Genomic DNA, 13,030 nt, shown 5'->3' on the forward strand with positions numbered 1-13,030 from the left:
CGCGTCTTTTTTCACCTCCAGGAGCAGCACGATGGACATCGATTCCGCATCTTCCGGCGGCGTGTATCCGCTGCATCACGGCGACCACAATTCGCATGGCGTGCCGCCGACCATCAACCCGGTCGCGCTGAGCCACGGCCGCGACCAGCCGTTCTTCGATCCGGTCGCGTACGGCAACGGCCCCGACGACTCGGTGACCGACACGACCGAGGCGGCCGCGATCACGCACCACACGATCCTGATCGACGGGAAGCGGATCGCGTACACGGCGACGGTCGGCCACCTCGTGACCGTCGATCCGAGCAGTTCGCAGCCGGCCGCGAAGATTTTCTACGTCGCGTTCACGGCCGACGGCGCGAAGGAGGAAACGCGGCCCGTGACGTTCTTCTATAACGGCGGGCCCGGTTCGTCGTCGGTGTTCGTGCTGCTCGGCTCGTTCGCGCCGAAGCGCATCAAGACGTCGATGCCGGGGTTCACGCCGCCCGCGCCGTACCAGATCGAAGACAACCCGGACAGCATGATCGATCACAGCGACCTGGTGTTCATCAACCCGGTCGGCACCGGCTATTCGGCGGCCGTCGCGCCGAACAAGAACCGCGACTTCTGGGGCGTCGACCAGGATGCGGATTCGCTGAAGCAGTTCATCAAGCGCTACCTGACGAAGAACAACCGCTGGAATTCGCCGAAATACCTGTTCGGCGAATCGTACGGCACCGCGCGCAGCTGCGTGCTCGCGTACAAGCTGCACGAGGACGGCGTCGACCTGAACGGCGTCACGCTGCAGTCGTCGATCCTCGATTACCGGCAGGCCGGCAACCCGGTCGGCACGCTGCCGACCGCCGCGGCCGACGCGTGGTATCACAAGAAACTCGGTATCAAGCCGGCGCCGGCCGATCTCGGCGCGTTCGTCGAGGAAGTCGCGCAGTTCGCGCGCACCGACTATCTGACCGCGCTGCGCGCGGTGCCGCATGCGAACCCGGCCACCGTGCAGAAACTGTCCGCATACACGGGCATCGATACGGCGACGCTGCAATCGTGGGGGCTCGATATCGCGGGCTACGACACGCGCGGCAATTCGCTGTTCCTGACGACGCTGCTGCATGCGCAGGGGCTCGCGCTCGGTTCGTACGACGGCCGCGTGACCGGGATTTCGTCGGGTATCGCCGGCAAGATCGATCCGAATTCGGGCGGCAACGATCCGACGATGACGGCCGTGACGGGCGTCTATACGGCGATGTGGAACAGCTATCTGAACGAGCAGTTGAAGTTCACGTCGAACTCCGCGTTCACGGACCTGAACGATCAGGCCTTCAAGAACTGGGATTTCAGCCACATCGACCCGACCGGCGCGCAGCAGGGCATCGACGCGCAGGGGAACGTGATCCTCTACACGGCCGGCGACCTCGCCGCGGTGATGGCGCTGAACGTCGACCTGAAGGTGCTGTCCGCGAACGGCTTCTACGATTTCGTGACGCCGTTCTACCAGACCGTGATCGATCTGCAGCAGATGCCGCTGGAGGACCAGAAGGTGCGGCAGAACCTGTCCGCGCGGTTCTATCCGTCGGGGCACATGGTGTATCTCGACGGCGGCTCGCGCACCGCGCTCAAGCGCGATCTCGCGACGATGTACGACGCGACGGTCAGCGATACGGGCGCGCGGATGCGCATTCGTGCGCTGCAGGCGAAGAAGACGGGCGGGAACGCGTAGCGTTGCCCGTCGAGCGGACGCCGCGCGCAGCCGGGAGGGGGCGCGCGGCGGTATGTCAGTCGTGGGGCGGCCGGCTTATGCGGCCGGCCAGTCGAACATCGTGTACGGCAGCGCGCGCTTGTGGCGCGAGCCGTCGTAGAAGCGCAGCACCGTTTCATACACACGATCGGCAACCGGCTTGCCTTCGAGGAAATCGTCGATCTCGTCGTAGGTCACGCCGTACGCGTGCTCGTCGGGGCGCAGCGGGCGCAGCTCCTCGAGGTCGGCCGTCGGCACCTTCATCACGATCAGCTCCTCGCCGCCGAGCGCGCGCGCCACTCCGCGCACGCGCCGCTTGCTCAGGCCCGCGAGCGGCAGGATGTCCGCGCCGCCATCGCCGAACTTCGTGAAGAAACCCATCAGCGATTCGGCCGCGTGATCGGTGCCGATCACGATGCCGCGCCGTGCGCCGGCCACCGCGTACTGCGCGATCATGCGCTCGCGCGCCTTGATGTTGCCGTGCACGAAATCCTGCTGCGCAGGCGTTTCGAACGCGTGGCCGGACGCGACCAGCGAACGGAGCATCGCATCGGCGGCCGGCTTCACGTCGACCGTCAATACCTCGTCCGCGCGCACGAATGCCAGCGCGCGCTGCGCATCCTCTTCGTCGTTCTGCACGCCGTTCGGCAAGCGCATCGCGATGAAGCGCGCGTCGTAGCCGTCGGCGCGCAGGCGCTCGACCGACAGTTGCGCGAGCCGGCCGGCCGTCGACGAATCGACGCCGCCGCTGATGCCGAGCACGTAGGTCCGCAGGCCGGTCGAACGAAGGTACTGCGCGAGGAAATCGATGCGGCGGGCGATTTCGGCCTCGGCGTCGAAGTGCGGGGCGACGTTCAGTTCGGCAATGATCGCGCGTTGGCGGCTGGCGTAATCGGCGGAGGTCATGAGGGAAGATCCGGAACGAATTGCAAGGCGCTCATCATAAGCGCAATCGCGGCGTGCCGCCGCGCCGGACCTGCGTTTCCGGCGGCGTCGCGTTGCATCGACGAGACGCGGCGCATCGCCGTGGTGCGTGGTGCGCCGGGCGGGTGCAGGATGCCGGGCGGAGGGTGCCCGCTGGCTCGCGTCAGCGCCGTGCGAGCACGACGCCCACCAGCGCGAGCGCGAAGCCCGCGAGCTGGATCGGCGCGAGCGTTTCGCCGAACAGACCGTAACCCTGCAGCGCGGCCAGCGGCGGCGCGAGGAACAGCAGCGACGTCGCGCGCGCCGCATTGCCGCGCCGCAACATCCACATCAGCATCGTGACCGCGCCGCCCGACAGGAACACGACGCCCCACACGAGCGACACCCACAGCGCCGGCGCGCCGATCCAGCGGGTTTCATGGAGCAGTACGACGAACACGGCCGCGACGATCGCCGCGCCGAAGTTCTGCACGGCGACCGCCGTGCGCAGGTCGCTCTGCGCGAGCTTGCCTTTCTGGTACAGCGAGCCGGCGGTAATCAATCCGACCGCGAGCACCGACACGGTGACGACGAGCCACGCAGGCGCCGCGCCCGACGGCGGCGCGACGCCGCCCGTGACTTTCGGCGCGAGCACGAGCGCGACGCCGGCCAGCCCGAGCGCCATGCCGAGCCAGCCGCGCGCGGGCAGGCGTTCGTTGAACAGCGGGACCGCGAGCACGGCGGTGGCGAGCGGCTGCAGCGCGCCGAGCAGCGCCATCACGCCCGCATTCAACCCTTGCGCGACGGCCCAGTAGCTCGCGCCGAGATAGACGCCTTGCAACAGCGCGCCGGCGATCAGGTGGCGCGGCCATTCGCGGCGGGCCGGCCACGGCGCGCGCGCGACGAGCGCCACCACGGCGAACAGCGCGGCCGTGCCCGCGAAGCGCGCGAGCAGGAACAGGTTCGGATCGGCGTAGGGCTTGATCGCCCGGGCGACGATGAAGCCGGTGGACCAGAGCGCGACGAAGGCGGCGGCGACGATCGAGGTAAGCATGCGTGACGGGCCGCGACGCGGCCGGACAGAACCGGGAAGTCGGCCAGTATCGGGCGAAGCGGCGCCGGCGTCTTGTCGAATCCTGCACTCATGCCATGCGGCATGTGATCGTGCCGGCGGTCATCGCGCCGGTGCGCGGTGCGGCGGCGATGAGCGCCCGCGGCACGGCGATGCGCTGCGCGGAGGGACGCGCAGCGGCGGCGATCAGTCGATCGAGAACGTATCGAGCGGCTGGTTGGCGCGCGCGTCGGTCGCGAAGCGCGCGGCGAGCTGTTCGTAGAGCCGGCGTGCTTCGTCGAGCGTCAGGTCGATCCAGTACGGATCACCCGCCGCGTCGTTGAGGCGTTCCGGCGGAAACTGGATTTCGATCACACTGCCTTTGCGATACATGGCGCGAGCCCCTTTGATGGTCGGTATTGGTCGGTCGTTCGGCGAAGCGCAAAGTGTAGCGCCCGGCGCCGCCGGGGATTCGCGCGCGCCGGACAATAGTGAATTTCGCTTTCGGGGAAACGCGCCCGGACGCTGCCTGGCCGCTTACCCGGCGCAGTCAAATGGTCGTCAAACGTCCGTAATACAATGGCCGGCTTACCCATTACCAGTCGCCTCGGGCGCACACGCGATGCTGGCGGAACAACGTCATCAATACATCCTGTCGGAGCTCGGACGGTCGGGCGCGCTGTCGGTCGCGGAACTCGTGCGTTCGCTCGACGTGTCGCGCGAAACCGTGCGGCGCGACCTGAATGCGCTGGCCGCGCGCGGCCTGCTCGTGATGACGCACGGCGGCGCGCTGGCCGCGGATCGCCGTGAGCCGAGCCTGTCCGAGCGCGAGGCCGCGAACGCCGATGCGAAGCGCACCATCGGGCGGCGCGCGGCCGAATTCGTGCCCGATGATGCATCGGTGCTGATCGATTCGGGCAGCACGCCGCATGCGGTCGCGCTGGCGCTCGCCGACCGGCACCGGCTGTCGATCTACACGAACGACTGGCGTACCGCATTCGTGCTCGCGCGGCGCAACGGCAACCGCGTGACGCTGCTCGGCGGCGAGCTGTCCGACGACGAGGACGCCACCTTCGGGCTCGACACGATCCACCAGCTCGCGCAATACCACGTCGATTTCGCGTTCGTCGGCGCCGGCGGCATCACGCCCGACGGCGAGTGCACCGACTACTCGCGGCTCGCGGCCGAAGTGCGCAGCCGGATGATCGCGGCGGCGGGCACGGCGATCATCGTCGCCGACCATTCGAAATTCGGCCGCGTGACGCCGGTGCGGATCAACGGCGCGGCCGCCGCCCGCTATCTGGTGACCGAGCGCGCACCCGACAAGGCCGTGCGCCGCGCGCTGACGGCGCGCGGGGTCGAGCTGCTCGTGTGCGACTGACGCGCATCCGACATACAAGGTTCATCGAAGCGTCATCGCGCGGGAAGAACCGTCGTCAAGACTGACTCATTCACCTCGACCGGCCGCCAGGCCAGGGAGCAACGAATGACCGTCAGCGTGCGCAGCTATCTTTCCCCCACCCTGGTCCTGCTGGCTTTCGACTGGCCCGATGCGGCGTCGCGGTCCGATTTCCTCGGCTTCGCGATCCGGCGCACGCCGGGTTTCTGGTCGGCCGACGGCAAGACGCGTGCGCCGGACAGCTGGCTGCCCAACCGCCTGACGTTCGACGGCCCGGCCGCCGACACGCAGGGCGATGCGCCCACCGACCAGGCGCCGATCCAGAAATTCATGTGGTGGGATGCCCGCATCGATCCGCAGGATCGCGGTGCGTCGTTCCGCTACGACGTCTATCCGGTCGTCGGCACGCCGGCGAACCTGCAGATGCTCGACGCGCAAGCCGGGGTGTGCGACGTCGTGCTGCCCGCGCACATCGAGGACGGCATCGGCACGTGGTTCAATCGCGCGGTGGTCAGTTCGCAGGCGTTCGCGAAGCAGGTTGCTGCACTCGGTCTCGCGCCGAACGAGGCGCCGAGTGCCGCGCAGGCGCTGAAGCTGCGCACGTGGCTCGCGAACGACATGGAGCAGGTGTTCGCTCAGATGCTCGATCCCGCGTCGCGCGCGGCGTCGGCCGTCTATCATCTGACCGACACGCTGTGGGCGCTGCCCGCGTTCCAGGCGTTTGGGCGCAAGCACGGCGAAGCGTCGCTCGCGATCGTCTACGACGCGCACACGACGGCGCGCAAGGGCAAGCCGCCGCTGCCGTCGCCGAACCAGCCGGCCGTCGATGCGTTGCAGGGCCTTGCGACGCTTGCGCCGCGCGACCGGACGCACATCATGCACGACAAGTTCATCGTGACCGATGCGCCGTCGAACCCGGCGCCCGCGCGCGTGCTGACCGGCTCCGCGAACTTCACGACCGAGGGGCTGACCGAGCAGGCCAACGTGCTGCATGCGTTCGACTCGCCCGCGCTCGCCGCGCTGTACAACGAGCGCGCCCACGCGCTGGCCGGGAATCCGTCGATCGCGGAGACCGCGCGGCTGTCGCCGGGCTGGTCGGCGCCGATGACGATCGGCAGCGCGCAGGTGCGCGTCGCCTACTCGCCGGAGCCGGCGGGGCAGCGTACCGAGATCGATACGATCGTCGCCGCGATCGCGGCCGCGAAGCATTCGGTGTCGTTCTGCCTGTTCATGCCGACCGACGCCGCGCTACGCGATGCGTGTTTCGCGGCCGGCGACCGCGGGCTGATGATGTTCGGCCTCGTGAACCGGATCAATGTCGGCAGCGCGACGAAGGCCGATGCCGCGCAGCAGGCCGGGCAGACGCTCGATGCGGCGACGCTCGCGAACCTCGAGCTGTACCACCGCAGCCGCGACAACCACGACGTGATCGACGCGTCGTATTTTTCGCCGGCCACCGTGCCGCAAGGCTTCGAGCCGGAGTTGCGACTCTTTCCGGGCGAACCGGCGCCGGCTTTTCCGCCTGTGGTGATCCACCACAAGTTCATCGTGATCGATGCGGAAGGCGCGAATCCGGTCGTCTATACGGGTTCGGCGAACATGAGCCGCAATTCCGAGCAGTACAACGATGAGAACCTGCTAGAGATTCGCGACCGGCGGATCGCGGCGATCTATCTCGCGGAATTCCTGCGGCTTTACGAGCACTATCGCGCACGGGCGCTGGCGATCAACACGAAACGGCAGCACGGCACGGGTACTGATGCGGGCGCGCATGCGCGGCTCGCGCTTGCGCCCGATTCGAGCTGGGCGAAGAAGTATTACGTGGCGGGCAGCCCGGAAGAAAAGGCGCGGATCGCGCTGGCGTCGACCGCGCCGACGGACTGATGCGCTGAAGGGCTGAAGTTGGAGGGGGCGCGGATATCGCGTGCCCCGGCCGGCGACTTGCCGCTTACGCGGCGACGTAGCGGAGCACTGCGTCGGCGATCGTGTCGCGATGCCGAGCGCGCAGGCGCGGTGCCGACGGATCGCGGCCGAACGCGGCGCCGAACGTGTAGCGGTTCGCCACGCGGTGGAAGCAGAACGAGCTGATCAGCAGGTGCAGGTCGAATGCGTCGATGTCCTTGCGGAACACGCCGCTGGCCGCCCCGCGCTCGACCAGTTCCTCGAGCGTCTTGATGATGCTGACGTTGCGGTTCTTGAACGACTTCAACTGTTCGACATACTTTGCGCCGTGGATGTTCTCGATCGACACGAGGCGGACGAAGTCGCGATGCTTGTCGTGATAGTCGAACGTGAATTCGACGAGGCGGCGCATGCCTTCGCGCGGCTCCATGTCGCCGACGTGCAGCTCCTGCTCGAGCGCGCGGATGTCGCCGTACACCTTCTCCAGCACGGCCTCGTACAGGCCTTCCTTGCTTTCGAAGTAGTAATAGAGCATCCGCTTCGTCGTGTTCGTGCGCTCGGCGATCGCGTCGACGCGCGCACCGGCGAGGCCCATCGCGGAGAATTCCTGCGTGGCGACATCGAGGATGTTGCGCTTGGTTTGCTCGGGATCGTATTTACGCCGCGCATCGGACGCAAGCGCGCGGGGGTCGGACGTGGCGGCCTTGCTTCCTGCTTTCATGTGACTTTGTTGTGGTTCGCGGCGGCTTGGAAAAGGCATTCTAGCATGTGGGAAATGCCCGCCCGGCCGACCTTCCGCTCTAATCGGCAAGGCCGTCGGCGCGGTCGTTTCGGTCGTCGCGGGCGCTCAGCGGCGGCAGGACGCGAGCGCGTCGCGGGCCTGGTACGCCGTGTACGTGAGTTGCGCGGCGGCAAGGCCGGCCAGCCCGAACGTGCGCGTGAGTCCGAACGCGGCGAAGCCGTCCGGCACCGGCCGGCCTTCGGCCAGCGCGGCGGCGAGCGCCTCGCCGGCCACCGTGGTCGGCGCCATCCCGTGGCCGCCGAACGCGATCGCGTGCCATACGCCGTCCGCGTCGCGGCCGATCTGCGGCATCTTGTGCCGCGCGTAGCTCATCAGCCCGCCCCACGCGTAGTCGATCTTCACGCCTTCCAGTTGCGGATACACGCGCAGCAGGTCGCGCCGCAGCAGGCGCGCGATCGCGTCGGGGCCGCGGTCGAGCACGGAGATCCGGCCGCCCCACAGGATCCGCGTGTCCTTCAGCGGACGGTAGTAGTCGAACGCGAAACGCGTGTCGTAGATCGCGTACGGCGCGTCGATCGCGTCGGGCAGGCGCGTGCCGAGCGGTTCGGTCGCGATCACGTAGGTCGCGATCGGCAGCACCGCGCGCTCGATGCGCGGCGACACGCCGCGCGCATAGCCGCCGCCGGCGAACACGACGTCCTTCGCGCGTACCGCGCCCTGCCCCGTGCGCACGACGTAGCCGGCGCCGTCGCGCGCGATGCCGAGCGCGGCCGAGCGTTCGTACACGCGTGCGCCGCCGCGCGACGCGGCCGCCGCGACGCCGAGCACGTACTTCAGCGGATGGAAATGGAATGCGTTCGGCTCGAACAGGCCGCCGTAATAGCGCTGTGTTTTCAGCCGCTCGCGCAGCGCGCCGGTCGGGACGGGTTCCCATTCGACGCCGAGTTCGTTCTTCATCAGCGTGCGCACGCTGTCGAGCCGCGACGGATCGTCGAACCAGTTCGCGAGCATCACGCCCTGGTCGACGATGTCGCAATCGATCCCGTAGCGCGCGATGCGCGCGCGGATCAGGTCGACCGCGTCGACGGTGAGCCGGTACAGCCGGCGCCCTTCGTCGCGGCCGAGCGTGCGCAGCAGGTCGGCGTTGTCGAGGCTGTAGCCGCCGAACACGAAGCCGCCGTTGCGGCCCGACGCGCCGAAGCCGACCCGTTCGCTGTCGAGTACGACGACGTCCGTCACGCCGCGCTCGACGAGGCCGAGCGCCGTGCACAGGCCGGCGAGGCCGCCGCCGACGATGCAGACCTGGGTATCGATCGTGCCGGTCAGTTGCGGGTAGGGCTGGCGGGTAACGGTGGCTTCGTAGAAGTTCTGCATGCGTGTTGGTGACTCGTGACGGCGAAAAAAACGGACGGCGCGCGTCGATCTTGCCTGAACGCGCGCGCCGCGTCGAATGGGAGCTTCAGCGCGTCGGCCGCCGGGGTGGGGGCGGCCGACGCGTTACCGGGCGTCAGGCGCCCGGCGTCGGGTTGACCGGGCGGGCGACATAGGCCGGATAGCTGGCATCAGCCTTTTGGGCAGCTTCATGTGTCGCGTTGCGTTCGATCCACGGCGCGATTTCCATGTCCTCGTAGCGCACCAGCCGGCATTTGCGCACGAGCGCGTAGCCGAGCCAGATCGCGAGGAAGAACGGCAAGCCGATGTAGGTTGCTGCGACACCCGCCCAGTCGATCTTGTCGGCGAGGAACGCCTGATAGTCCTGGCCGAGCGCGACGACCGCGCACAGCGCGAACGCGAACAGCGGGCCGAACGGGAACCACTTCGACCGGTACGGCAACTGGTCGAGCCGGTAGCCCTGCTTCAGGAAACCCTTGCGAAAGCGGTAGTGGCTGACCGCGATGCCGAGCCACGTGATGAAGCCGGCCATGCCCGACGTGTTCAGCAGCCACAGGTAGACCGTCTTGTCGCCGTACAGCGACGTGAGGAAACACAGCGCGCCGACGGCGGTCGTCGCATACAGCGCGTTGCGCGGCACGCCGCCGGGCGACAGTTTCGCGAACAGCTTCGGCGCGCGGCCTTCGACCGCGAGGTTGTAGAGCATCCGCGTCGACGCGTACATGCCCGAGTTGCCGGCCGACAGCACGGCCGTCAGGATCACCGCGTTCATCACGCCGGCGGCAAAGGCGAGACCCGCGTGGCGGAACACCAGCGTGAACGGGCTCACGCCGATATCGGTCACGTCGCTCTTCAGCAGGCTCGGATCGGTGTACGGAACCAGCACGCCGATCACGAAGATCGCGAACACGTAGAACAGCAGGATGCGCCAGAAGATCTGGCTCACCGCACGCGGAATCGTCGTGCGCGGGTTCTCCGATTCGCCGGCCGCGACGCCGATCATCTCGGTACCCTGGAACGAGAAGCCCGCGATCATCGCGACGCCGAGCATCGTCGCCCAGCCGCCGACGAACGGCGCGTCGCCGATCGTGAAGTTGCCCCAGCCGGCGCTCGGGCCGCCCTGCATGATCCCGAAGATCATCAGCAGGCCGACGCCGACGAACGCGAGCACGGTGAGTACCTTGATCAGCGCGAACCAGTATTCGGCCTCGCCGAAGCCGCGCACCGACAGCGCGTTGAGCGCGAAGATCAGCGTGAGGAACAGCGCGCTCCACCAGACGCCCGGCACGTGCGGGAACCAGTAGTGCATCACGAGCTGCGCGGCGACGAGCTCCACCGCCAGCGTCACGGCCCAGCTGTACCAGTAGTTCCAGCCGAGCGCGAAGCCGAAGCCTTCGTCGACGAACTTCGCGCCGTAGGTCGCGAACGAGCCCGACACCGGCATGAACGCGGCCATTTCGCCGAGGCTCGTCATCAGGAAATAGACCATCAGGCCGATCAGCATGTACGCGAGCATCGCGCCACCGGGGCCGGCCTGCGAGATCGATGCGCCGGACGCGACGAACAGGCCCGTGCCGATCGAGCCGCCGATCGCGATCATCCGCAGATGGCGGGCCTGCAACGCGCGGTGGAGGGAGGGCTTCGCAGGGGGCGAGGCGGACGGGCGGGACGAATCGGGGCGGGCATCTGAATGCATGGCGGGCGCTGGGCGCTGTCTCCGGGATTGTTTTTCGGTGACGAAGCGCGACGCGTTGCCGCCCGCGGCGGGTAGCGGTGATGCGGTGCGAAACCGGCCCGCTGAGCCGGGCCGTGGTGCGTGTCGCCTTCGTCGGTCGTCCGGCTGCCGTGGTGGCGGCCGGCGGCGCGCCGGGTGCGTTGCACCTCGACGTCGCACCGATTGTGTGTGCCCGGTGCACCGGCGGCAAACGATATTTCCGAACAGGGTGATGCGGGATGATCATCAACTTGTGTCGTGCCGCGATGCGTCCGGGTGCCCGGCCGCAGGCTTTGGAAACGTCCCGAATCGATCCGGAAACGCGTTGGTCCGGCCGGTCGAGTTGTTGCGTTTTGGGAATGAAGTCGTGAGTTAATATCAATAGCGGCCCGACTTGTGGCCATCGACAATGTGTTTCATGGATCGTGCCTCGCGAGGCTGGGGCGCGCCGTCCGGCCGGGCTTTCCGGCGGCGGCGCAGCGCAATGCGCCGGATGGCGCACCGGCCCGCCGCGCGGCGCGTCCGCTTGCACGACGCGCTCGAACGCGCTCCAATCGAATCACGCGGGCGGCGCTGCCGCCGCACCGATCAATCTGTCCCTGAAGAGGAAGTGATGCAATTCAACGACATTCTTGCCGCGCTCGACATCGATCTCGCCCAGTGGAAAGGCAATGCGCTGACCGCGCGTTCGCCGCTCGACGGCGCGACGCTCGCGACGCTGGCCGTCGACACGCCCGCCGGCGCCGAGCGCAAGATCGACGCCGCGCACGACGCATTCCTCAAGTGGCGCACGGTGCCGGCGCCGGTGCGCGGCGAACTCGTGCGCGTGTTCGGCAACGTGCTGCGCGAGCACAAGGCCGAGCTCGGCCGCCTCGTCACGCTCGAAGCCGGCAAGATCACGTCGGAAGGCCTCGGCGAAGTGCAGGAAATGATCGACATCTGCGATTTCGCGGTCGGCCTGTCGCGTCAGCTTTACGGTCTCACGATCGCGTCCGAGCGCCCGGGCCACCGGATGATGGAAACGTGGCACCCGATCGGCGTGTGCGGCGTGATTTCGGCGTTCAACTTCCCGGTCGCGGTGTGGGCGTGGAATGCGGCGCTCGCGTTCGTGTGCGGCGATTCGGTCGTGTGGAAGCCGTCCGAGAAGACGCCGCTCACCGCGATCGCGTGCCACGTGCTGCTCCAGAAGGCGCTCCGCGAGTTCGACAAGACGCATCCGGGCGTCGCGCCGGCGGAACTGAGCCAACTGGTGCTCGGCATGCGCGATGTCGGCGAGGTGCTGACGGCGTCGAAGAAGGTGCCGGTCGTCAGCGCGACGGGCAGCGTGCGGATGGGCCAGGAAGTCGCGAAGGTGCTGAGCCAGCGCCTGGCACGCGGCATCCTCGAGCTCGGCGGCAACAACGGGATGATCGTCGCGCCGAGCGCGGATCTCGACCTCGTCGTGCGCGCGGTCACGTTCGCGGCGGTCGGCACGGCCGGCCAGCGCTGCACGACGCTGCGCCGCCTGATCGTGCATCGCAGCCTCGTCGAGCAACTGCTGCCGCGCATCGAGAAGGCCTACGCGTCGGTGAAGGTCGGCAACCCGCTCGAGGAAGGCACGCTGGTCGGCCCGCTGGTCGATCGTGCGTCGTTCGACGCGATGCAGAAGGCGCTGGCCGATGCGCGCGAGCAGGGCGGCGAAGTGAAGGGCGGCGAGCGCGTCGACGTCGGTCACGCGGATGCGTACTACGTGCGTCCGGCCATCGTGCGGATGCCGAAGCAGTCGGCGGTGGTCGAGCGCGAGACGTTCGCGCCGATCCTGTACGTGATGGTCTACGACAACTTCGACGACGCGATCGACGTGCACAACGCGGTGCCGCAAGGCCTGTCGTCGGCGATCTTCACGAACGACATGCGCGAGGCCGAGCAATTCATGTCGGCGGCCGGCAGCGATTGCGGGATCGTCAACGTGAACATCGGCACGAGCGGCGCGGAAATCGGCGGCGCGTTCGGCGGCGAGAAGGAAACGGGCGGCGGCCGCGAGTCGGGTTCGGATGCGTGGAAGGCGTATATGCGCCGTGCGACGAATACGATCAACTACAGCCGGCAGCTGCCGCTGGCGCAGGGGGTGAAGTTCGACGTGTAAGGGCACGCGCCCGGCCAGGGCGCTTCGACGGTCGAATGACAAGGGCCGGTTGCCGCGAAAGCGGTAACCGGCCCTT

General features: G+C 68.2%; 10 protein-coding genes. 4 read left to right on the forward strand and 6 right to left on the reverse strand.

The genetic code is table 11. The annotated features are described in order from the left end of the window. The first annotated feature begins 31 nt into the window (after positions 1-31). On the forward strand, positions 32-1,708 hold the full coding sequence (locus tag AP428_RS15860; protein ID WP_011546917.1) for a S10 family peptidase: 1,677 nt from the start codon (positions 32-34) through the stop codon (positions 1,706-1,708). 75 nt (positions 1,709-1,783) lie between these two features. Here the strand turns inward: AP428_RS15860 and nadE are convergent, their stop codons facing one another. From nadE to AP428_RS15875, 3 genes are all read right to left on the reverse strand, one after another. Next, entirely contained in the window at positions 1,784-2,632 is an 849-nt protein-coding gene (gene nadE / locus AP428_RS15865; protein WP_011546918.1) for an ammonia-dependent NAD(+) synthetase, read from the reverse strand. A 181-nt stretch (positions 2,633-2,813) separates the two neighbouring features. Continuing rightward, on the reverse strand, positions 2,814-3,683 hold the full coding sequence (locus AP428_RS15870; protein WP_011694859.1) for a DMT family transporter: 870 nt from the start codon (positions 3,681-3,683) through the stop codon (positions 2,814-2,816). Positions 3,684-3,887: 204 nt separating this feature from the next. Next, positions 3,888-4,073 (reverse strand): hypothetical protein, encoded by a 186-nt coding sequence (locus tag AP428_RS15875; RefSeq protein ID WP_006480515.1) that lies wholly within the window; start codon positions 4,071-4,073, stop codon positions 3,888-3,890. A gap of 229 nt (positions 4,074-4,302) precedes the next feature. On the opposite strand from AP428_RS15875, the gene AP428_RS15880 reads away from it, so the two are divergent. Then, entirely contained in the window at positions 4,303-5,061 is a 759-nt protein-coding gene (locus tag AP428_RS15880; protein WP_011546920.1) for a DeoR/GlpR family DNA-binding transcription regulator, read from the forward strand. Positions 5,062-5,166: 105 nt separating this feature from the next. Beyond that, complete coding sequence (locus tag AP428_RS15885; RefSeq protein ID WP_011546921.1) at positions 5,167-6,963, forward strand: phospholipase D-like domain-containing protein; 1,797 nt, start codon at positions 5,167-5,169, stop codon at positions 6,961-6,963. A gap of 64 nt (positions 6,964-7,027) precedes the next feature. Here AP428_RS15885 and AP428_RS15890 read toward each other — a convergent pair whose 3' ends face one another. The 3 genes from AP428_RS15890 to AP428_RS15900 all read right to left on the reverse strand — a co-directional run bounded on the left by AP428_RS15890 (position 7,028) and on the right by AP428_RS15900 (position 10,811). Next, the gene (locus AP428_RS15890; protein WP_012339399.1) at positions 7,028-7,702 is read right to left on the reverse strand and encodes a TetR family transcriptional regulator; all 675 of its coding nucleotides are present in this window, start codon (positions 7,700-7,702) and stop codon (positions 7,028-7,030) included. 126 nt (positions 7,703-7,828) lie between these two features. After that, on the reverse strand, positions 7,829-9,097 hold the full coding sequence (locus AP428_RS15895; RefSeq protein WP_011546923.1) for an FAD-binding oxidoreductase: 1,269 nt from the start codon (positions 9,095-9,097) through the stop codon (positions 7,829-7,831). 133 nt (positions 9,098-9,230) lie between these two features. Continuing rightward, complete coding sequence (locus AP428_RS15900; protein ID WP_011546924.1) at positions 9,231-10,811, reverse strand: amino acid permease; 1,581 nt, start codon at positions 10,809-10,811, stop codon at positions 9,231-9,233. A gap of 631 nt (positions 10,812-11,442) precedes the next feature. Here AP428_RS15900 and AP428_RS15905 point away from each other — a divergent pair. After that, the gene (locus AP428_RS15905) at positions 11,443-12,954 is read left to right on the forward strand and encodes an aldehyde dehydrogenase family protein (protein ID WP_011546925.1); all 1,512 of its coding nucleotides are present in this window, start codon (positions 11,443-11,445) and stop codon (positions 12,952-12,954) included. Positions 12,955-13,030: the final 76 nt, after the last annotated feature.

Origin of the sequence: Burkholderia sp. E168m22 (assembly GCF_001319805.1) — a bacterium.
In the GTDB taxonomy this organism is placed as follows: Bacteria; Pseudomonadota; Gammaproteobacteria; order Burkholderiales; family Burkholderiaceae; genus Burkholderia; species Burkholderia orbicola.